Source organism: Mammaliicoccus sp. O-M54, from assembly GCF_022386035.1.
GTDB classification, from domain to species: domain Bacteria; phylum Bacillota; class Bacilli; order Staphylococcales; family Staphylococcaceae; genus Mammaliicoccus; species Mammaliicoccus sciuri_A.
Genome location: NZ_JAJNJE010000003.1, coordinates 287,687 through 309,351 on the forward strand (window position 1 = coordinate 287,687; position 21,665 = coordinate 309,351).

General features: G+C 32.4%; 19 protein-coding genes and 1 other annotated feature. Of the genes, 8 read left to right on the forward strand and 11 right to left on the reverse strand.

Annotated elements, in window-relative coordinates:
- Positions 1-25 precede the first annotated feature (25 nt).
- The gene (locus LQ673_RS07330) at positions 26-829 is read left to right on the forward strand and encodes an NAD kinase (protein ID WP_025905507.1); all 804 of its coding nucleotides are present in this window, start codon (positions 26-28) and stop codon (positions 827-829) included.
- Between the two features lie 57 nt (positions 830-886).
- Here the strand turns inward: LQ673_RS07330 and LQ673_RS07335 are convergent, their stop codons facing one another.
- The 4 genes from LQ673_RS07335 to ezrA all read right to left on the reverse strand — a co-directional run bounded on the left by LQ673_RS07335 (position 887) and on the right by ezrA (position 5,897).
- Entirely contained in the window at positions 887-1,660 is a 774-nt protein-coding gene (locus tag LQ673_RS07335; RefSeq protein ID WP_126477579.1) for a sulfite exporter TauE/SafE family protein, read from the reverse strand.
- A gap of 47 nt (positions 1,661-1,707) precedes the next feature.
- Entirely contained in the window at positions 1,708-2,925 is a 1,218-nt protein-coding gene (thiI, locus tag LQ673_RS07340; RefSeq protein WP_126477580.1) for a tRNA uracil 4-sulfurtransferase ThiI, read from the reverse strand.
- Positions 2,915-4,060: a cysteine desulfurase family protein gene (locus LQ673_RS07345; protein ID WP_191835679.1), complete on the reverse strand. Its 1,146-nt coding sequence runs from the start codon at positions 4,058-4,060 to the stop codon at positions 2,915-2,917. Before LQ673_RS07345 ends, thiI begins: the two co-directional genes overlap by 11 nt.
- Positions 4,061-4,202: 142 nt before the next feature.
- Positions 4,203-5,897: a septation ring formation regulator EzrA gene (gene ezrA, locus LQ673_RS07350; RefSeq protein WP_037588531.1), complete on the reverse strand. Its 1,695-nt coding sequence runs from the start codon at positions 5,895-5,897 to the stop codon at positions 4,203-4,205.
- A 136-nt stretch (positions 5,898-6,033) separates the two neighbouring features.
- Here ezrA and LQ673_RS07355 point away from each other — a divergent pair, with 136 nt between their 5' ends.
- Both LQ673_RS07355 and rpsD read left to right on the forward strand, forming a co-directional pair.
- Positions 6,034-6,498: a GAF domain-containing protein gene (locus LQ673_RS07355; RefSeq protein WP_037588533.1), complete on the forward strand. Its 465-nt coding sequence runs from the start codon at positions 6,034-6,036 to the stop codon at positions 6,496-6,498.
- Positions 6,499-6,723: 225 nt separating this feature from the next.
- Positions 6,724-7,326 (forward strand): 30S ribosomal protein S4, encoded by a 603-nt coding sequence (gene rpsD / locus LQ673_RS07360; RefSeq protein ID WP_037588534.1) that lies wholly within the window; start codon positions 6,724-6,726, stop codon positions 7,324-7,326.
- Positions 7,327-7,380: 54 nt separating this feature from the next.
- On the opposite strand, the gene LQ673_RS07365 is transcribed toward rpsD, so the two are convergent.
- Positions 7,381-8,133 (reverse strand): glycerophosphodiester phosphodiesterase, encoded by a 753-nt coding sequence (locus LQ673_RS07365; protein WP_191835680.1) that lies wholly within the window; start codon positions 8,131-8,133, stop codon positions 7,381-7,383.
- Between the two features lie 73 nt (positions 8,134-8,206).
- Between LQ673_RS07365 and LQ673_RS07370 the strand changes: the two genes are divergently transcribed.
- From LQ673_RS07370 to serA, 3 genes are all read left to right on the forward strand, one after another.
- A complete protein-coding gene (locus LQ673_RS07370; protein WP_037588539.1) occupies positions 8,207-8,650 on the forward strand; it encodes an SACOL1771 family peroxiredoxin in 444 nt (147 codons plus the stop codon).
- Positions 8,651-8,751: 101 nt separating this feature from the next.
- Positions 8,752-9,909 (forward strand): pyridoxal-phosphate-dependent aminotransferase family protein, encoded by a 1,158-nt coding sequence (locus tag LQ673_RS07375; RefSeq protein WP_037588540.1) that lies wholly within the window; start codon positions 8,752-8,754, stop codon positions 9,907-9,909.
- A complete protein-coding gene (serA, locus tag LQ673_RS07380) occupies positions 9,902-11,497 on the forward strand; it encodes a phosphoglycerate dehydrogenase (RefSeq protein ID WP_037588542.1) in 1,596 nt (531 codons plus the stop codon). Before LQ673_RS07375 ends, serA begins: the two co-directional genes overlap by 8 nt.
- A gap of 53 nt (positions 11,498-11,550) precedes the next feature.
- On the opposite strand, the gene LQ673_RS07385 is transcribed toward serA, so the two are convergent.
- From LQ673_RS07385 to LQ673_RS07395, 3 genes are all read right to left on the reverse strand, one after another.
- Complete coding sequence (locus LQ673_RS07385; protein ID WP_037588544.1) at positions 11,551-12,084, reverse strand: helix-turn-helix domain-containing protein; 534 nt, start codon at positions 12,082-12,084, stop codon at positions 11,551-11,553.
- A gap of 143 nt (positions 12,085-12,227) precedes the next feature.
- Entirely contained in the window at positions 12,228-13,343 is a 1,116-nt protein-coding gene (locus tag LQ673_RS07390; RefSeq protein WP_204171243.1) for an HAD family hydrolase, read from the reverse strand.
- Between the two features lie 154 nt (positions 13,344-13,497).
- Complete coding sequence (locus LQ673_RS07395) at positions 13,498-14,127, reverse strand: lysophospholipid acyltransferase family protein (RefSeq protein ID WP_126477584.1); 630 nt, start codon at positions 14,125-14,127, stop codon at positions 13,498-13,500.
- 167 nt (positions 14,128-14,294) lie between these two features.
- Here LQ673_RS07395 and LQ673_RS07400 point away from each other — a divergent pair, with 167 nt between their 5' ends.
- Positions 14,295-15,551 (forward strand): S1C family serine protease, encoded by a 1,257-nt coding sequence (locus tag LQ673_RS07400; protein WP_078099924.1) that lies wholly within the window; start codon positions 14,295-14,297, stop codon positions 15,549-15,551.
- Between the two features lie 59 nt (positions 15,552-15,610).
- Here LQ673_RS07400 and LQ673_RS07405 read toward each other — a convergent pair whose 3' ends face one another.
- The 3 genes from LQ673_RS07405 to tyrS form a co-directional block, all read right to left on the reverse strand.
- On the reverse strand, positions 15,611-16,465 hold the full coding sequence (locus LQ673_RS07405) for a TPM domain-containing protein (RefSeq protein WP_037588550.1): 855 nt from the start codon (positions 16,463-16,465) through the stop codon (positions 15,611-15,613).
- A complete protein-coding gene (locus LQ673_RS07410; protein ID WP_037588552.1) occupies positions 16,465-17,043 on the reverse strand; it encodes a LemA family protein in 579 nt (192 codons plus the stop codon). The genes LQ673_RS07405 and LQ673_RS07410 overlap by 1 nt, the downstream gene beginning before the upstream one ends.
- A gap of 120 nt (positions 17,044-17,163) precedes the next feature.
- A complete protein-coding gene (tyrS, locus tag LQ673_RS07415; RefSeq protein ID WP_103361687.1) occupies positions 17,164-18,426 on the reverse strand; it encodes a tyrosine--tRNA ligase in 1,263 nt (420 codons plus the stop codon).
- A 50-nt stretch (positions 18,427-18,476) separates the two neighbouring features.
- Positions 18,477-18,670: a binding site (T-box leader), on the reverse strand.
- Between the two features lie 100 nt (positions 18,671-18,770).
- Here tyrS and LQ673_RS07420 point away from each other — a divergent pair.
- Positions 18,771-21,230 carry a transglycosylase domain-containing protein gene (locus LQ673_RS07420; protein WP_037588556.1) on the forward strand — a complete coding sequence of 820 codons (2,460 nt, stop codon included), beginning with the start codon at positions 18,771-18,773 and terminating at the stop codon, positions 21,228-21,230.
- Positions 21,231-21,665 lie beyond the last annotated feature (435 nt).

Sequence of the window (21,665 nt, forward strand, 5' to 3'; positions counted from 1 at the left end):
CTGTAACTTTTGGGAGGAACAAATTATGACTTCGTATAAACGTATTTATTTATTTAGTTCAAAAGACCGTGACGTATTAGAAACACGTGAAAAAATCCAGAAAGAAATGGAACCACACGGATTTGAATTTGTTTCAAATTACGATGATGCAGATATTATTGCTTCAGTCGGGGGAGATGGGAGTTTCTTACAAGCTTGTAGAAAAACGAACTTTAATAAAGACAAAGTTTATATAGGTATTAAAACACGACTAGATCAGAATTATTTATATGTAGATTTTAGTATAGATGACATTCCACATTTAATTGAATCTATTGATTCTCATGAAGTAAGTGTGAGAAAATATCCCGTCCTAGAAGTAAACTTGAATAACCAAATGTCTTATATGTGTTTAAATGATTTTTACATTAAATCAAGTGTCATCAAGCCGATGAAGATGGAAATATACATTGACGACGAATACTTCGAAGCATTCAACGGAGATGGTTTATTAATTTCAACACCAACAGGATCAACTGGATATAACAAATCATTAGACGGCGCAATTATTGACCCTAAAATTAGAAGCATGCAACTAACTGAAATCGCATCACTGAATAACAATAATTTCAGAACAGTGAGTAGTTCAGTAGTATTGGGTGATACAAGAACCCTTAAAATCATTCTTGATAAAGAAGGTAACTATTATCCAATTATGGGACTAGATAACGAAGCATTAAGCATTCAAGAAACAGACTTTATTTCACTTAGAATTCAAGATAAATATATTCGAACATTGAAATTACCTCAGAATTCATTCTGGAGTAAAGTACAAAGAAAATTCTTATAACAATAAGCAACAACCCATAAACTAAAACACCTTAGCGCATAGACGCTAAGGTGTTTTTTACATAAAGTGACTACTAATATAGTCATATAGATTTTTGAGAATTAACGTTATCGTTACAATAATAAATAATACTTTAACGTAAGATACGCCTTTTTTAATAGCAAATGTAACCCCTAAATACGAACCGATTACCATAGATACTGCCATACTTAATCCATATATATAATTGACATGTCCTAAAACCATAAATAACAGTAATGCACCTATGTTAGAAGCAAAGTTTAAAAATTTAGCATTTCCGGCTGCGTGTAAATAATCAAGACCAATCATTAATAAAGCAAATAGGAAGAATGATCCTGTCCCGCCTCCAAGAAATCCATCATAATAACCAATTAACGTTACACCAATAATAAACAAGATTGCTTTTTTAAGTGACAATTTCTTATATCGATTAATGTCTCCCCAATCTTTCTTTACTATTGAGTATATGGTTACAAGTGCCAATATAATGATTGCCAATGGCTTTAAATATTCTGGTGGTAAATATGTAGCAGTAATCGCACCGAATATCGAACCTACAAAGGATAATGGAAATAATTTACCTACAATATCGAAATCTACTTTCTTCGCTCTTATAAATTTCATCGTACTCGTAAATGAACCGAATGAACTCGCTAATTTATTTGTACCTAGAGCTGTGGCTGGATCCATTCCCACTGCTAGTAATGCAGGTAAAGAAATTAATCCTCCTCCACCTACTACCGAATCGATAAATGATGCAATTAAACCAAACAAAATAATGATTAATAATATATTTAAATCAAACTCCATATGGATATCTCCTCTACTTTAATGATAACGACATCCCAACGTTCGTATTAAAGTAGTTCATCCATCCATTCGTCTTTTTGTTGATTCAAATCATCGTGCTTAGAAATTGTAAGTGTTTCTACATTTTTAACCGCTTCATCAATTAGTGGACCAAAATCAAATTTAGATTCAAAATATTCCACTTTTTCTAATTTAGGATTTGTCTTTGGATTTTTTGGTGTAAATATCGTACAACAATCCTCAAATGGTTGAATTGATAAATCAAATGTATTAATAGCTTTCGCCTTTTTAACGATATCTTCTTTATCAAATGTAAGTAACGGACGCAAAATTGGCATTGATGTTACACTGTTAATGGCATACATACTACCTAAAGTTTGGCTCGCTACTTGTCCTAAGTTCTCACCATTTACAATTGCATGTGCACCGATTTCATGTGCCACTTTTTCAGTAACTCTTAACATCATTCTTCTTGTACTAGTCATTGTAAAGCTTTCTTCAACGACTTTATGAATTTGCTTTTGAAGTTCTGTAAAAGGTACAATATGCAATTTGATATCGCCTGTTAAATGTGCAAGTTGTTTTGTTAAATCGATTACTTTTTGTTTAGCTTGTTCACTTGTATACGGTGGACTATGAAAATGAATAGCTTCAATTGTCACGCCTCGTTTCATTACTTCCATACCTGCTACTGGTGAATCGATTCCACCTGAAAGCATAAGTAATGTTTTACCACCAGTTCCTACAGGTAATCCACCAGCGCCTTCAAGTACGCGGTTGTACATATAAATAGCATCTTTACGAACTTCTACTTTAATTTTATGATCTGGTTGTTTAACATTTACTGTTATATGATCAGTATTTTGAAGTACATGACCACCTAACTCTTGTTGCAATTGAAAAGTATCAAGTTCAAACGTTTTATCTGCACGCTTGACGTCAATTTTAAATGTGTCACCATCTTTAAAATCATGCGCAAACTTTAAAGCGACTTCTTTCATTAAATCTAAATCTTTTTCAATTCGAACTACTGGACTTACAGAATGTACGCCAAACACAGTTTGAATTCTGCTCATCATTTCTTCAATGTCAGAACCTTCGTGTACATCGATATACATACGGTCACGATTTGCACGTACTTTATAACCTTGAAGTGGCATTAATCGGCTTTTGATATTTGCTTTTAATTTATTCACAAACATATTTCTATTACCTGTTTTTAAAGTCAGCTCTCCGTATCTCACTAATATGTGATCATAATTCATATTTTATTAACTCCTTTACCTCTTTATATACTTTATCAAAGGCATCTTTAAAACGTTCTATTTGTTCATTCGTTAAATCTGGTGCAATACTTATTCTTATACTTCCTTCAATTACAAGGTTGCTTAATCCCATTGCTTTTAACGTTTCATTATGAGAACTTTTCTTTGAAGAACATGCACTCGTTGTAGACAAATAAATTTCAAATTTAGAAAATGCATTGACTAATACTTCACCTTTAACACCTGGAAAAGAAATATTTAAGATATATGGTGCTGCATCGATTGGTGAATTAATCAAGACACCTTTATATTGTTCAACAAACGCTCTAATTTCTTTACCTCTTTGACTTAATGCTTGAGCATTACCTTCCATACGATCGTTCATTATTCTCATCGCTTTTGCTAATGCAATATTGACAGGTGCATTAACTGTACCGCTTCTTAAGCCTTGCTCTTGTCCGCCACCAAATATAATTTGTTTAATCGATTTAATTTGTTTAATTGCCAAAATACCTGAACCTTTTAGTCCGTGAAATTTATGTGCGCTTAAACTATAACTATCCGCTAAATTAATATCTAATGGTACTTTCCCAAAACCTTGTACACCATCTACATGAAAATGCACTTTAGGATATTCTTCTAAAATTCGACTAATTTCTTCAATCGGTTGAATTTGTCCCATTACATTATTAACATGCATACATGTAACAAGTACAACATCATCGTTTAGTAATTCTTGTAAAGATGATATATCTAATTTGCCATCATTCGTCGTTTTAATATATTTCAAATTAAAACCTTCGTCCTCTAATCCTCTCATCGTTTCAAGAACTGACGGATGTTCCATCTTTGTTGTAAGGATTGTATTACCAAATCTCTTTTTCGCTTTGGCCATTCCTTGAAGTGCGATATTATTCGATTCGGTAGCACCACTTGTAAATATAATATTGAATGGATCTTTTAAATTTAAATATTGTTTAATATTTTCTCTTGCTTTATCAAGTAAATGAGCAATCTTTATGCCGGCAGAATGAGGACTATTTGGATTGAAAAAGTATTGTTGATTCATTTGTGTATATGTTTGGATAACGTCCTCATTAGGCTTTGTCGTTGCAGCATTATCAAGATATATCATACTGTCACCTCTTTTTTTCATTATATAATGATACCACAAGTCATTTCGTATAGATATACTAATTGACTTAGAAAAAACATCCACTAACTCAGAAAAAAATAAAGGCAAAGACATTTACCATGTCTTCACCTTTATGACGTTCTTATCGTTTATTTACATCTTCTTCTATTTTTTCACTGATACCAGGTTCTACTTTTTCAAGTGCCGCTTCAGCTATTTCAATAGCACGTTTATATCTATTGTTAGCAAACAGTCTTTCTGCTTCATTAAGACTCTTATTCAGTTCATTATTTTCTTTTCTGTATCTATTACCATATTGAATTAATGTTTCAGCATGAACTGCATTGATAAGTACATCTGTTGTTTCATCTTCAAATTTATTCATTTGAAGAACAATGTTACTTACTTTATCTTTCACATATTGTACATTAATAGGTCTTTGACTAAAGATTTTATTTACTTCACGAATTTCGTGATCAATTTCATTTTTCATAATGATAAATCTTTCAGGTACACTTGGTAAATTAGATGCTAATAAATTTCTATATATTTCTTCTTTCTTAGATTGAACACGTAATGTATTTTGTTGAGCTGTAGCTTCGTCTTCTCTAAGAGAAACTAAATGATTTTGTATTTTTTGTTGGTTATCATTAATTACTTTAACATGTTCTTCTATATATAGTAGATTATCTTCAACTTCACTATAGCGTACATTTGTTTTAGCCATTTCACCTAAAATTTCATCGTATACACTAATTAAGTTTTGAATTTCATTCTCATACTGTCTTACTTTATGTACATCTTCTTCAGAAATATAATAGTTCTCTTTAACATATTCAATTTCAGTTTGAAGTGTGTAGTTCATATCTTTAGCATGGAATAATTCATCTGTAATAATTTCTTTAGATTGTTCGACAGTATTTTTAGATTTCACTTCATGTTCGATTAAATCATACATATCATCTAAAGAATCATTAATTTCATTAATAATGCTTTCAGCTTTTGTTAATTCTAATCTTCCAATCAATGGTTCAACTAAATTTAATTTGCCACGTAAAGTTTGTAATGTACCTTCCACTTTAACGTGTTCAAGGTTATAACCTTCAACTTTTAAATCTCTACATCCGAATTTCAAGTCTTGGAATTGACCTGGTAGTTCTTTTTGTACATCTTTAATTAATAATGGAATTTCCTCCATATCTTCTTGCATACGTTTCATATCCGTATTCAATTGATCGATATGACCACTTGCTTTAATGTAGTGTCCATCTTCAACAAGTTCTTCATATTGTTCAATTCTAGGTAGAAAAGCTTCGATGTTTTTTTCGATTAGTTCAGCAGCATCCCCAAACTGGTGTCTATTCGCTAATACTTCTCTCTTCGTTTCTCTATAAATCTGTTTAGATTCATCGTATAGTTTGTCGCTTGTTTCCACTGTTGTCATTAATTCTGTAACACTCTGAGTTAAACGCGTATATTTCTTTTCTATACCATCCATTATTTTGTTAGCATCAGCAATACTTTCTTCTGATTGTGAGAACTTAAATTTATCAAGTTCTGCATCAGCATCGTGAATTTTTGCATCTACAACTTTTAAATCTTCTTGTAAAACAGTTTGCCATTCTCTCTTAAATTGGTCATACTTGTCTTTAGCTTCACCATGGATATTTAATTTTTTAAGCTTCGCTAATTCATCTTGAAAAGGTAATTGCTTAATTTTTTGCTTACGCTGCTCAGTCTCAGTAATCAAATTTCGCTTTGATGTACGCAACCATAACATTATACCAATACCAATTAATATAATGATTATAACTGCAAGTGTTATATAAATTGCCATTATGTATTCTCCTCCTAAATCGTTCTCTTTATTATAACGTAAAATATATATCCAACAAACCTTTTTCTATGCAAAACATATTCAAAATCATAAAATAGTAATATAATTCAAATAAATATTGAAATGAGGAATAAAAATGTCAGAACAACAACTAGATTATTCATTACTCAACCGCCAATTAGATGGTTTATTATCAGGAGAACAAGATTTAATTGCTAATTTAAGTAATGCATCTGCGTTCATCAACCAATTCTTACCAAACATTAATTGGGTTGGATTTTATCTTATTAAAAATAATGCCTTAAAACTTGGTCCATTTCAAGGATTACCAGCTTGTGTAGACATTGAAATTGGTAAAGGGGTTTGTGGAACAGCTGTTGCCGAAAAGCAATCACAACTTGTTGAAGATGTTAATCAATTCCCTGGGCATATAGCATGTGATGCTAATAGCCAATCAGAAATCGTTATACCTATATACTATAACAAAGAAATCATCGGTGTGTTAGATATAGATGCACCTGTTAAATCAAGATTTAATCAAACTGATCTTGAAGGCTTAGAATTACTTGTCAAAACGCTAGAAAAGCATATCCATCTTTAAAATATAAATTGACATTAACTAAACAAAAATGTATAATAGCTTTTGTGTGAATTAACGAAAGTAGCAGTTAAATATTATAAGGCTCTATGTTATTCCCAAAGAAGGCGTGTTGTGTAACCGCGGCTGCAAGGTGAAGGCACACAAATATAACATATCCCTATGAGCATTTAACATTCTTTCTTGTTTCTTCATAACAATCAAACAAGAAAAAGGAGGAACTTCAAAATGGCAAGATTTAGAGGTTCAAACTGGAAAAAATCACGTCGTTTAGGTATTTCATTAAGCGGCACAGGTAAAGAATTAGAAAAACGTCCTTACGTACCAGGACAACACGGTCCAACTCAACGTAAAAAATTATCTGAGTATGGTCTTCAATTACAAGAGAAACAAAAATTACGTTACATGTACGGAATCAACGAACGTCAATTCCGCACTATTTTCGATAAAGCTGGTAACATGAAAGGTATCCACGGTGATAACTTCATGGCACTATTAGCTTCACGTTTAGACGCAGTAGTTTACCAATTAGGTTTAGCTCGTACTCGTCGTCAAGCACGTCAATTAGTTAACCACGGTCACATTACTGTAGATGGCGCTCGTGTTGATATCCCATCTTACACTTTAAAACCAGGTCAAACTATCGGTGTTCGTGAAAAATCACAAAAATTAAACATCGTATTAGAATCAGTTGAATTAAGTCATCACGTTCCTGATTACTTATCATTCGATGCTGACAAATTAGAAGGTACTTTCGTACGCGTTCCTGAACGTAGCGAATTATCTGCTGAAATCAATGAACAATTAATCGTTGAGTACTACTCTCGTTAATCTTTGTTCAAACAAAACCACTTTCATTTCGAAAGTGGTTTTTTATTTTATAATTTATGACTTCATCCATTCATCTAATAAATGTGCATAATCCGATATTAAACCATCAACACCCATCGCTAACATTTTTTGAGCCGTAGATTTATCATTTATCGTATACGGTAATACCTTAAGTTGCGATACATGTGCTGCCTCTACAAATCTTCTCGTTACAATTTTATAATTCGGATTAATATAGTTTGCATACTCCCCTATTTTCTTAATTGTCCTTCTATTTATAAAACGATCTTTCTTCTTAATCAAGACACCTAATTCTATTTCTGGCCATAAACTGTTTATTTGTTGAATTGAATTTCTATTGAATGACTGAATGATAATTTGATTGTGCGAAATATCATGTTGTTTGATCATAGCAATAATATCTGATTCGATATTTGGATAGTTTTCTGGTTGCTTGATTTCTATAAGTAGCTTTAAATGTGTGTCTTTTATTAATTTAAGTACATTTTGAAATAATGGAATTTGCTCACCAATATATGCTTGCCCTTTCCATTTACCGACATCATATTTTTTCAATGTTTCATATGTTAATTTTCTGATGACCCCTTTTTCTTGTGAAGTACGGTTCGTTGTTGGATCATGAATAACAACAAGTTCACCATCCATCGTTCTATGTATATCTATTTCAAGAACATCTATATTGAATTCTATTGCACGTTTAAAAGAAATCATTGTATTTTCTGGTGCTAATGATGGAACACCTCTATGTGCAACTTTTAATTTGCAATTTTGATTATTCACATTCATTGTCTACTCCTTTAAAATCAGTCATACTATAGATTATACCCAAATATTTTTAAATATAGAAAGGAACATGAATATGACAACACATATTTTTAATTTAAAAGGAACATGGACTAAAGGCAGAAATGCTTCTGGCCATATTACAACTGATAATTTATCTACTCGAGTATCAATCCCTGAAGTAATGGACGGACCAGAAATCGGTACAAATCCAGACGAGATGTTACTAGGTGCAGCTTCAACTTGCTATATGATTACATTGGCAGCAATGATTGAACGCTCTGAAATTGATATTGAAAGAATCGAAGTAGATTCTAAAGGTCATGTTGATTTCGAAGATGGCGTGATCACTTATAAAAAAATAGAACATTTCCCTATTATTTATTTATCTGAAGAACCAGATGAAAATTTACAAAAAAGATTAAACAGACTTGTTCAAAAAGCAGAAGAATCTTGTATGATAACACGTGCTTTAGCTGGTAATGTTCAAGTTGTAGCAACAGGTGAAATAAGATTTTAGTAATGAAAGCGTTTTAATCAGAATTTTCAATAAATTCACTATTATTTTACTATTTTCTTTGCTACAATATAGAACATAAATTCAGTAAGGAGTGTATATATATGTATCAGCATGATTCTTTATTACTCGCACCAGGTCCTACAACTGTTCCTAGGGAGATTTTAGAAAGTATGAATCAACCTATGACAGGACATAGAACAAAGGAATTTAGTCAAATTATCCATCAAGCATCGAGAGATTTACAAACAATTTTTGGGGCTAAACACCCTGTTGCTATTCTAACTTCATCAGGAACAAGTGCTCTTGAAGCAGCTATGGTTAATGTAGCGAATCCTGAAGATGATATTGTCATTATTGTTTCAGGCGCTTTTGGGGATAGGTTTAGAAAAATCGCATCCTCATATCCATTTAAGGCACATATTTTTGAAGTTGAATGGGGAAAAGGTGTCGATTTAAAAGAATTTGAAACATATTTAAACTCACTTAATGTTGATGTTAAAGCCGTATTCACACAATTTTGTGAAACATCTACTTCTGTAAAACACCCTATTAATGCTTTAGGTAAGTTAGTTAAACAATTTAATCCTGACATCTATTTTGTAGTGGATGGCGTTAGTATTATTGGGGCAGTTGAAGTAGATATGGAACAAGACAACATCGATGTGCTCGTTTCAGGTAGTCAAAAAGCAATCATGTTACCACCTGGAGCAGCTTTTGTAGCATATAATGATAGAGCTATCGAAAGGTTTAAAGAAGTGACAACTTCAAGATTTTATTTAGATTTAAATAAATACATAACTTCTTTAAACGATGATTCAACACCTTTCACACCAGCTGTATCACTTATTAGAGGTGTACAAACTTATTGTGATTTAATTCAAGAAGAAAAATTTGAAAATACAATCAAAAGACACGAAGTATGTAAAACAGCCGTTCGAGAAAGTTTAAAAGCTTTAGATATGGAACTATTAGTTGAAGATGAATTTGCTTCACCTACTGTAACAGCTTTTGTGCCAAATAAAGATGAAGTTAAGACGATTAAAGATGAATTACTTAATAGATTCAACATTACAATTGCAGGTGGTCAACAGCATCTTAAAGGAACAATATTAAGAGTTGGTCATATGGGTAAAGTCTCTCCGAATGACATGTTGCAATTTATTAGCGCATTAGAAATTATACTTTCAGAAATACGAGAACAATCAGTACTTGGTAAAGGTGTTTCAAAATTCCAGGAGGTAGTTAATCAATATGTTTAAAGTAATTGTAGTCGATCCAATATCAGAAGAAGGTTTAAAAAGTTTAACAGATCATGAAAAATTCGAAATAGACATCAAAACTGGCTTGAGTGAATCAGAAATCGTTAACATTATCGGTGACTATGATGCTTTAATCGTAAGAAGCCAAACTCAAATCACACCCCCTATTCTAGATGCAGCAAAAAATCTTCGCGTTGTAGCTAGAGCTGGTGTTGGTGTTGATAATATTGATATCGATCACGCAACCAAACAAGGTATTCTTGTTATTAATGCGCCTGATGGTAACACTATTTCTGCAACTGAACATTCTATGGCAATGATTCTTTCTATGGCTCGAAATATTCCAGAAGCACATCGCTCTTTACAAGAGGGTAATTGGGATAGAAAAAAATATCGTGGGACTGAATTATACAAGAAGACACTTGGCGTAATTGGTGCAGGTAGAATCGGTTTAGGTGTTGCCAAACGTGCTCAAAGTTTCGGCATGAATATTCTTGCATTTGACCCTTATTTATCTAGCGATGATGCGAAACGTTTAGAAATTACGAGAGCAACTGTAGACGAAATTGCTGAACAAGCAGACTTCATTACAGTGCATACCCCTCTTACACCAAAGACTAAAGGACTTGTAAATGAAGACTTCTTCAATAAAGCGAAACCTAACTTACAAATCATCAACGTTGCTAGAGGTGGTATTATCGATGAAGATGCCTTAATTAAAGCACTTGATGAAGGTAAAATCGAAAAAGCCGCTCTAGACGTATTTACTGAAGAACCAGCAAATAACACACCACTTACGCAACATGAAAAAATCATCGTAACACCACATCTTGGTGCTTCAACTATTGAAGCTCAAGAAAAAGTTGCAGTATCTGTTGCAAATGAAATCATTGATATCTTTGAAAATAATAACGTCTTACATGCTGTAAACGCACCACAAATGTCTGGTGAAGTTGAAGCAGAACTTAGACCTTTTGTTGAATTAAGTAGAACAACTGGTGAAGTTGGTATCCAACTATTTGAAAAAGGTCCAAGAGAATTAAAAATTAAATATCATGGTGAAATTGCATTAGATGATACAAGTTTAATTACAAGACAACTTGTTATGGGTGTCTTACAACAAGACTTAGGTGATCATGTTAATTTAATCAATGCACTCGTATTGTTAAATGAACAAGGTGTAACGTATCAAATCGAAAAAAATAGTAAAAAATATGGTTTCAGCAACTATATTGAATTGGAATTAGTGAACAAAGATCATTCTATTAAAATCGGTTCAACTGTATTAAATGGTTATGGACCTCGTATCGTAAGAATCAATGACTATCCAGTAGATTTCAAACCTGAAAAACATATGTTACTTATCCATCATAATGATAGACCAGGTATCGTAGGTAAAATGGGCCAAATCTTAGGAGAACATGGCATTAATATTGCTTCAATGCATTTAGGTAGACATTCTATCGGTGGAGAAGCATTAATGATATTATCAATAGATGAAGAAGCTTCAGATGAAACAATAGATGACTTATTTGCTATTGATGGCTTCCAAAGCATTAAAAAAGTCGAACTAAATAAACAACTATAAACAATAAACCACGTTTTAGCATTCAGCTAGCACGTGGTTTTTATTATGCATATTTAACTAACAAATGCTTTCAGTACGAGTCTTGCTCGATTGTTGTTCATTTCATGAATATCATAGTACGTTAAGATATGTAACCTTAAATCATTGATCAATTTTTCTTCAGATGATTTACCAATACTTTTCACTTTACCAACAATCCATAAAATAAATGACGTTAAAACAGTTTGAGAAACGTCTTTCATATATTGTTGATCATGAGATATATCAGATTGCTTAATATCATTAATCAGACTATAAACCTCTTTACTCACTAAAAATTCTTTAGGACTCGTATCAATCACAATCTTTAGTTCTTCGACAGTTTGTGCTTTATAAAGTGTCCCCTTTTCTTTAATTTGCCGTAATTCATTTCTAGTACTGTCATAGCTTAAATTAAGAAATTGAGCAATCTCTTTTATTAAATCATCACTATATGAATTAGGATCTTGCTTATTGAGTTTAGAAATTTTCTTATGAGAGAACCCAGTTTGCCTTATAAAGTGGTTTCTATCAGCATCATGATTTTTAAGTAAAATATCAATATACATAATTCCAACCCCATTTGTTTTTTTAAAATTTTTCCACAGTTCTATTATACAATATTTGTAAGTAAATATTGTAATGAAATCTTATAAAATTTTTATTCATCAAAAAATCCCACAAATCTTTGTTGATTTGTGGGATTTTCAATTTATAATAATACGTTTCTAATATCTAATACGTTATCTACAATATAATCAGCATGATAATCTTCTAGTTCTGCTCTTGCTGACTGACCTTTTAATCCAGTGAGTGTGCCTATAAATGTTGCACCTGTTTTTTGTGCACTCAATAAATCAGCTAATGAATCACCTACTATATATATATCTTGCTCACTAAACACTTGTTCTTGTTCTTTAATATAAGTTAAATAGTTCTCTGGGTCATTTCCACCATTCGCTATTAAATAGCTAAACGGATTTGGTTTACCGAGTGGTTTAAATTCTGGATATGTTGTTTCTGCTTTAAGCACTTCTGATGCTGTTCCAATATGGAATTCATCAAATTGTTTTAACCAACCGATTGTTTCAAATGGAACGATTGTTTCTGTTCTTGGTCTACCTGTAGCAATACCAATTTGATAGCCTGCTTCTTTCAAATCTTCTAGCAATTGTGTTACTTCATCCATATCAGCTAACACTACTTCTTCTTTTATATAACCATTTTTAAAAGTTGTACGAGGTGTTTTATGTTCAACTTCTTGATATAAATCAGTACCTAAGTACCATTCTTGATAAACTTCTTGTGCTACATCCCAGAACTTACTTTTCAGTTCAAAAATTGAAGCATCTTCTACATTTAGTTCTTCTTGTGCAAAAGCGATAAGATCATGATAAATATTTTCTTTACCGGAAGTCGCTTTAGATAAAAATCTACGAGGTGTTTCAATATTTATCTCTTTACCTTCTATTTGTTGAGCATAATTTTTCAAAGTATTGTCGTCAAAGTTAACGTTACTCAAGTCAAGATTTGTAGCTTTTGATTGCTTTAACAATTCAATTAAATGTGTACTAATCACAATAAAAAGCATATCCCAGTTAGAATTTAAACCTAAAGACTTAAGTTGATTCAGAATTTGATCATCAATAAATATGTCTTTTCTAATTTGTTTAATATCTTGTTCGTCTAATGTTTCTATGTCTACTGTTCCTTTTAAGTTTAAAAAAGCTTCACTATGTAAAATTTCATAAACTGTTAAAGCAGAAACATCAAAACATCTTTCTTCACTTAAAAAAACACCGTCTACATCAAATAATACTTGTTTCATATTATGCCTCCATTTTTTGAACATTCTGATTATAATTTTAGCATAGATTATTACTGAATACATTAGTATTACAACATAAGATAAATGAAAACGTTTTAGTTTAAAATACAAAAAAATCTTACAAGCAAATGGTCGCTTGTAAGATTTTTAAATGTTATTTTTGTCTAGATTTCTGAGCGATATACGTCACTTCTTTTTGTAAAGTATTCGTTCTTTCTTCTAATAAAGTCATAATTTTAGCGATTTTTTCACTTTTCTTCATATCACTTGGAAAGTCGTTTGGATCAATCGGATCTCCAAATTTAATAAATGACTTTTGTCTAAATCCAAAAATTGATTTAACTTGTTTAGGTCCTTCAAAAGCAGCTGGTACAATCGGTTTGTTACTTAATACAGCAATCGTTGCAGCCCCTCTTTTTAATGGTGCTTCTCCTGTTTCTGCTCTATGACCAGATGGGAAGATACCGACACTTTTACCTTCATTTAATAATTTAACAGGTATTTTTAAAGTACTTGGACCTGGTTTTTCTCTATCAACTGGAAATGCATTCAATGAATGAAAGAACTTATCTGACCAGTCTTTCGAAAACAATTCCTTTTTAGCCATATAATTAATTTCTGTAGGATATAAACTTAAAGCTAACATGATCACTTCTACATATCCTGTATGTGTACATGTAACGATATAAGGTTCATCAGGAACTTTTTCTTTGTCGATTGCTACAATTTGTTTCCCGAATTTTTGAAAAATAGTATGTAAAACAGTACTCGCAAATTTATACATTTAATGACCACTCTCTTCTTAATGATATACATATTCTATCATTGTCGTACTTACGTAACAAGTTTTCATACAAAATATTGTAACAATTTAAAACGACCATATCATTAGCTTTTTAAAAGAATTTCTATAATAATTATTTTATGGACAGTGTTTAAGGAGGCAATACAATGGATCAAAATCAAAATGAGGATCAACAAAATATTAATAAGACAACTTCAAATGGTTACTATTACAAACAAAAAAATAAAATCCCTTGGTATCAAAGTTGTCTTATCCCATTTATTTCTGGTATTTTAGGTGCGGTATTAATACTCGCATTATATATCGGCGGGACTAAAATAGTAGATGTATTTAGCAATTATAATGATGAAGCAAATATTACAAAAGCACCAGCTAATGAAAAAGGTGGCAATATTAAAGATAATAAATCAAGTAACAAATCCGTTTCTAAAATGATTGAAGATGTTTCACCTTCAATTGTAGGTGTTATAAACAAACAAAAAGCAAGCGGACTAGAATCATTTTTCGGTGGTAACAACTCCGAGGATTCAGACGGGTCTGGTGATTCAGAAGAAACGGGAACAGGTACAGGCGTGATTTATCAATCTAATGGTAATAGTACTTATATCGTAACGAACAACCATGTTATAGAAGGTGCAAATGAAATAGAAGTTCGCCTTCATAATGATAAATCAGTAAAAGCTAAACTTGTAGGTACAGATGTTATGACAGACTTAGCAGTATTAAAAATAGAAGGCAATTATAATATAGAACCAATTAAATTCGCAGATTCATCTAAAGTTAAAGCTGGTGAAACAGTATTTGCTTTAGGTAACCCATTAGGTGTAGAATTTGCAAACAGTGTGACACAAGGTATTATTTCTTCAGAAGAACGTACGATGAATGTACAAACTTCTCAAGGTGTTACAGAAGCAACAGTTATTCAAACAGATGCTGCCATAAACCCAGGTAACTCAGGTGGCGCATTAATCGACTTAAACGGTAACCTTATCGGTATTAACTCAATGAAAATTTCAAGATCAGATGTAGAAGGTATCGGCTTTGCAATACCAAGTAATGAAGTAAATAATATCATTAAAGATATTATGGATGACGGTAAAGTTACACGACCTTATATTGGTATCAGCATGATTTCAATAGATGATATACCAAACCAATACAAGAAAGAATTAAATCTTACAACAGATAAAGGTGTTTACATTTCTGAAGTAGATAAAAAAGCAGACAACGGACTTAAAAAAGATGATGTCATCACAAAAGTAGACGATAAAGATGTATCAGACGTTTCTGATATTAAAAATTATATCTACAATGAGAAAAAACCAGGTGACAAAATCACAATCAAATACATTAGAGATGGCAAAACACATACAACAAAAATCACATTGAAAGAACAAAACTAATTCAAAAAAGCATGCAACTCATATCGAGTTGCATGCTTTTTCTATATACATATTTCAAACTAGAATCCTCTACCTGCGCCACCGCCAGAGAAGCCGCCTCCTCCGCCGAAGCCACCTCCGGAGAAGCCTCCACCTGAGAAACCGCCACCAGAACTACCTGATGAGCCTCCAAAGATAAATGGACCAGTCATACCGCGTCTTGTACCTCTTCTATTTCCACCTCTTGGAGGTCTACCGCCTCCATTTTTGAAGTAGATGATGAAGAATACAATAATAAATATGATAAAGATGATAAATGGTATTTTTCCTAACCCACTACTTTGTGGTTCGTCTTCTGTGAACTTCTTACCATCGTATCCGTAACTTTTAGCTACTTCATCCCACACTGCATCATATAAATTTGTTAAACCTTGACTGTAATAAGCGTTTGCTTTTTTAGTATCTTTAGTTTGAGCAGCTTTCTTTTGGTAAGGCATGAATTTAGAATCGATCAATTCCCCAACTTTAGAGTCATTGAGGACACCTTCAAGTCCATCTCCAACTGCTATATCAATACCTCTATTATTGTTCTCATTACCGTTATCCATATTTAATAGGATAACAATCCCACGATTATGCTTTTGGTCACCAACTTTATAGTGTCGCCCCGCTTCTAACGCATAATCTTGGCGAGGTGTTTGACCTATTGATTTCATCGTCATTAACAAGATATCTGCATCTGTTCCATCTTGTAATTTTTGACCTTTTTGATTAATTTTGTCTTTATCTTGATCAGTCATTAATTTAGCATGATCTTGTACAAATACAGGCTGTTCTAACTTAGGAAATTTATCATCAGCTGCATGTACGACATAACTTAGTGAAAAAAAGCTAACAATAAGCAAGACACAAAATCGTTTAAACATTGATTTCATTAAGATTCGTCTCCGCCAAAGTCAACTTTTGGTGCATCTTTAGCTTCACCTTTGGCTTGGAAATATTCTTTCTTATCAAAATTAAACAATCCTGCTATGATACTAGATGGGAATCTACGAGTAGCTTGATTATATTCATTAATAGATTCATTATAATCTTTTCTAGCTACTGCAATTCTATTCTCAGTACCAGCTAATTCGTCTCTTAATCCTGTAAATTGCTTATCTGCTTTTAAATCTGGATAATTTTCACTGATAGCAAGTAAACGACTTAACGCACTATTAACTTCTCCATTTGCTTCTGCTTTTTCTTCTGGCGTATTCGCACCTGCTAATTTACTACGTGCATCTGATACATCTTTAAATACTTTTTCTTCATGTTTCGTGTAACCTTTAACTGTATCAACTAAGTTAGGAATTAAGTCAACACGTCTTTGAAGCTGATTATCAATATTAGATAATGACTTATCCGCTTCTTCTTCAAGTCCAACTAATCTATTGTATGGACCGATCATAAATAAGCCAATAATAACAATTACTGCTACAACAACAATAATTGGTCCTAAATATTTTTTCATTAAATGTCTCCCTTTCTATTTATAAATAAATGGTCTTCTTTATTATACAATAAATACCATATGTATGCGAAAAAAGACTGAGACAAACATCGTTGCCTCAGCCTTAATAGCTTACAAATATTAAACGTATTTAACCATTGTGTATTTCTTCTTACCTCTTCTGACAATTGTAAATTCGTCATCTATTTTATCTTCGCTTGAAATCTCGTGGTTAACATCTTGAATACGTTCACCGTTTAAGTAGATTGCACCATTTGTGATATCTTCACGTGCTTGTCGTTTTGAAGGAGAAACACCTGCTTCAATAATAAAGTCAACAAGTTGTACAGTTTCAGAACTTACTTCAGCTGTTGGCACATCTTTAAAACCTTCTACGATTTCAGATTTTGTTAATGATTTAATATCGCCTTTAAATAGTGCATCTGTAATTCTTTTAGCTTCTTCTACAGCTTCTTCACCATGTATAAAGCGAACCATTTCTTCAGCTAATACTTTTTGAGCTTCTCTTAAATGAGGTGCTTCTTCAACTGTTTTTTCAAGTCTTTCAATTTCTTCTCTATCAAGGAAAGTAAAGTATTTCAAGTATTTCACAACATCAGCATCTTGTGAATTAATCCAGAATTGGTATAACTCGTAAGCTGATGTTTTACTTCTATCTAACCATACAGTACCTGATTCAGATTTACCGAATTTTTTACCATCTGCTTTTGTAACAAGTGGAATTGTGAAACCGTAAGCTTCAGTGTCACCGTACATTCTTCTCATTAAATCTAATCCTGTCGTGATGTTACCCCATTGGTCTGAACCACCGATTTGCATTTTACAATCGTAATTACGGTTTAAGTAACCGAAATCAATGGCTTGTAAAATCATGTACGTAAACTCAGTGTATGAAATACCTGTTTCTAATCTTGTCTTAACAGAGTCTTTCGCTAACATGTAGTTTACACCCACATGTTTAGCGTAATCTCTTAAGAATGAAATTAAGTCTATTTCTTTTAACCAATCTTTATTGTTAACAAGAATCGCTGAGTCTTCACCTTCAAAATCAAATATTTTATGCATTTGATTCATGATTCCTCTTACGTTAGCTTCAACTTGTTCATCAGTTTGTAATTTTCTTTCTTCTGAACGTCCTGATGGGTCACCAATCATACCTGTACCACCACCGACTAAGACGATTGGTGTGTGTCCATGGTTTTGGAAACGACGTAATGTTAAATATGGTAATAAATGTCCAATGTGCAAACTATCAGCTGTAGGATCTGCACCACAATATATTTTAACTGACTCTCTATTTAATAAGTCTTCAATTTCTTGTTCATCAGTTTGTTGATAAATTAAACCTCTCCATTTTAAATCTTCTAAAAGTTCATTTGTCATTATATTTTCCTCCTCTAAAATAGAATATAAAAAAGCACCCTCACAAAAAATGTAAGGGTGCTTGAATACACGGTACCACCATACTTATGACGTAAATTCATACATCATCACTCTTTAATGTTACGTACATTAAAAACGTTGAACTTGTTGTTATAAAGGTGTATTCATCATTATCACTTTATCAGTTCGCAGCACCACTGACTCTCTTAAAAAGAAAATAATCACTACTTCTCCTTTAGCTCATTACCTTATGCAATTAATTACAAAGTATAATGCTAACTTTTTTAAAAGTCAACACTAAACATATATGTTATAATATTGATGATTAGATTGGAGGTAAAAATTTGAGTTCAAATCAGTCTAAAAACAAACTTAAAGAACAATTTAATCGTTCAAGTAAGAAATATAAAGATACTTTTAAAGAAACAAAATGGTCCCCAAAACTCATATTCCATACTACATACAATGTAATAAGCAATTTATTTTTCATTATTGTTTTTATTAGTTGTTTATTATTAGCTTTAGGATTGGGTATTGGCGGCGGATACTTCGCAGGACTTGTCAAAGATGAAAAAGTAATGTCTAAAAAGGAAATGAAGCAACAACTTTATTCAATGACAGAAAGCACATCTGTTTATTTTGGTTCTGGAGAGTCACTTGGTCGATTAAAAAGTGATGTCCAAAGGGATGTTATTAAAGGGAAAGACATAAGTAAGAATGTTAAAAATGCACTTATATCAACAGAAGATGAAGACTTCTATAACCATAACGGTATTGTACCTAAAGCTTTTATAAGAGCATCAGTACAAGAAGTACTTGGTAGTGCCAATTCTTCTGGCGGGAGTACATTAACGCAACAACTTGTTAAGAACCAACTTTTAACTAATGAAACATCATTTGAACGTAAAGCTAAAGAAATGCTACTTTCAATGAATGTTGAAAAGAACTTATCAAAAGAAGAAATTATTGATAGTTACTTAAACGTCGTTTCATTCGGAAGAAATTCAAATGGTTCTAATATAGCGGGTATTGAAGCCGCTGCTCAAGGTGTATTTGGTAAATCAGCTAAGAATTTAAACATCGCACAATCTGCGTATCTTGCTGGATTACCACAGAATCCTTACACATACACACCTTTCTTACCGAATGGTGATTTGAAAGATGATGAATCCTTGAAATACGGCATCAATCGTCAACACTATGTTCTGAAAAGAATGTATCAAGAAGAAAAAATTACGAAAAAAGAATACGATGAAGCATTAAAATTCGACATCAAGAAATCATTTGTTGATAAAGTTGAAGAACCTAATCAGAAATATCCATTCTTAACTGAAGAAGTTGAAAAACGTACTGTCGATATCCTTAAATATCATTTAGCTAAAGAAGATAATATTTCTAAGAAAGAACTTGATCAAACGCCAGTTCTTATGACGAAATATACTGAAAAAGCTAATCAAGCTATGCGAACTGAAGGTTACCGTGTAGATACAACGATTGAAAAAGATATGTACGATAAACTTCAAGAAGTTAAAGATAATTCTGGTAGCTACTCTTGGGATAGAGAAGCAAGTTATACAAACAGTGAAGGTAAAAAAGCTTCTAAAGAGTTTCAACATGAAGTCGGTGCATTATTAAAAGAAAATCAATCTGGTAAAATTCTAGCGTTCGTTGGTGGTAGAGATTACGAAAAATCACAAATCAATCATGCAACAAGTGCTAAACGTTCACCAGGTTCAACAATGAAACCATTACTCACTTATGCACCAGCATTTGAAAATGGATTAATCACACCAAACACTGCCCTACTGGATAAAAAATTCGACTTCCAAGGTTATTCACCTGATAACTACGATAGAAGAGAATTTGGACCAGTAACAGCAGATTATGCTTTAAGAAACTCTTTAAACTTAAGTACTTTAAGATTGTATAGCAATGTTCAAGACTACAAACCATGGGAAAACTTAAATAAAATGGGTATGACCGTACCAAAAGATATCCAAGATGGTTTAGCCTTAACACTTGGTACAGCAGACTTCACGTTAGAACAAGATGTGAATGGTTACAGTACTTTAGCTAATAAAGGTGAATATAATGAAAGTTATATGATTGAATCTATTAAATCACGAGATGGTGAAGTGATTTATCAACACAAAAAAGATCCTAAACGTATCTTTAGTGAATCAACGACATATTTAACAACAAGCATATTAGAAGGTGTTCTTGATGACGGTTCAGGTTATCAAATTAAGAATTCATTTGACGGTAACTGGGCTGGTAAAACAGGTACATCACAAGATGCTAAAGATAGCTTGTTTGTAGGCTATACACCAAAAGTTACACTAGGTATTTGGATGGGTTATGACCAACCAATAACATTTGATGAAGACAGTCATTATCAATTATTTATGTGGAGAGATATGGTTAATGCATTATCTTCTACAGATAGAGAAAAATTAGGATACGATAGTGAATTCTCTAGACCTAGCACAGTTAAAGAAGACACAATTTGCCAATACACAAATTCTACAGGAAGCTGTAGCAGCGGCGAATCTAAATCTTCTACATTAATATCTGATAAAGTCGATACTTCGAATAAAGATATTAATTCTGACTATGTATTAAAACGACTAGGACAAGCAATTGATACAAACACATCATCAAAAGTTAAACCAAAAGAACGCGTATCTAAAAATTCTAAAGAAGCTTGGTCATATAAATCAAGCAGCAATAAAGATAGTAATTCAAACAGCAATAGCAAGCCATCCAGTGGTACAAGCACCGCACCACCAAGTGGCAATAATTAGATAAATCGTTTATAACACCTCATTTTCAATGAAAATGAGGTGTTATTTTTTTAAGTATGATTTTATGAAAGACTTGCCTTATTTACACTTTCGCTAGGTTTTGTTACTAACGGTGTCTTTAGTTACACTTCGGCCGACTTTTGTTACTAACAGCCTCCTTAGTTACAATTCCGCTGAGTTTTGTTACTATGGCATGCCTTATTTACAATTCGACTGACTTTTGTTACTAACGGCCTCCTTAGTTACAATTCGACCGACTTTTGTTACTAACGGCCTCCTTAGTTACAATTCCACCGACTTTTGTTACTAACGGCCTCCTTAGTTACATTTCGACCGACTTTTGTTACTATGGGCACCCTTAGTTACAATTCCACCGACTTTTGTTACTATGGCATACCTTATTTACACTTCGACCAACTTTTGTTACTATGGCGT

Coding starts and splice junctions, on each gene's coding strand:
- LQ673_RS07365 (WP_191835680.1), bottom strand. CDS start 8,133: ATGAATGTGAATAATCAAAATTGCAAATTAAAAGTTGCACATAGAGGT.
- LQ673_RS07400 (WP_078099924.1), top strand. CDS start 14,295: ATGGATCAAAATCAAAATGAGGATCAACAAAATATTAATAAGACAACT.
- LQ673_RS07330 (WP_025905507.1), top strand. CDS start 26: ATGACTTCGTATAAACGTATTTATTTATTTAGTTCAAAAGACCGTGAC.
- serA (WP_037588542.1), top strand. CDS start 9,902: ATGTTTAAAGTAATTGTAGTCGATCCAATATCAGAAGAAGGTTTAAAA.
- LQ673_RS07345 (WP_191835679.1), bottom strand. CDS start 4,060: ATGATATATCTTGATAATGCTGCAACGACAAAGCCTAATGAGGACGTT.
- ezrA (WP_037588531.1), bottom strand. CDS start 5,897: ATGGCAATTTATATAACACTTGCAGTTATAATCATTATATTAATTGGT.
- tyrS (WP_103361687.1), bottom strand. CDS start 18,426: ATGACAAATGAACTTTTAGAAGATTTAAAATGGAGAGGTTTAATTTAT.
- LQ673_RS07395 (WP_126477584.1), bottom strand. CDS start 14,127: ATGTATAAATTTGCGAGTACTGTTTTACATACTATTTTTCAAAAATTC.
- LQ673_RS07335 (WP_126477579.1), bottom strand. CDS start 1,660: ATGGAGTTTGATTTAAATATATTATTAATCATTATTTTGTTTGGTTTA.
- LQ673_RS07410 (WP_037588552.1), bottom strand. CDS start 17,043: ATGAAAAAATATTTAGGACCAATTATTGTTGTTGTAGCAGTAATTGTT.
- LQ673_RS07385 (WP_037588544.1), bottom strand. CDS start 12,084: ATGTATATTGATATTTTACTTAAAAATCATGATGCTGATAGAAACCAC.
- LQ673_RS07405 (WP_037588550.1), bottom strand. CDS start 16,465: ATGAAATCAATGTTTAAACGATTTTGTGTCTTGCTTATTGTTAGCTTT.
- LQ673_RS07370 (WP_037588539.1), top strand. CDS start 8,207: ATGACAACACATATTTTTAATTTAAAAGGAACATGGACTAAAGGCAGA.
- LQ673_RS07375 (WP_037588540.1), top strand. CDS start 8,752: ATGTATCAGCATGATTCTTTATTACTCGCACCAGGTCCTACAACTGTT.
- rpsD (WP_037588534.1), top strand. CDS start 6,724: ATGGCAAGATTTAGAGGTTCAAACTGGAAAAAATCACGTCGTTTAGGT.
- LQ673_RS07390 (WP_204171243.1), bottom strand. CDS start 13,343: ATGAAACAAGTATTATTTGATGTAGACGGTGTTTTTTTAAGTGAAGAA.
- thiI (WP_126477580.1), bottom strand. CDS start 2,925: ATGAATTATGATCACATATTAGTGAGATACGGAGAGCTGACTTTAAAA.
- LQ673_RS07355 (WP_037588533.1), top strand. CDS start 6,034: ATGTCAGAACAACAACTAGATTATTCATTACTCAACCGCCAATTAGAT.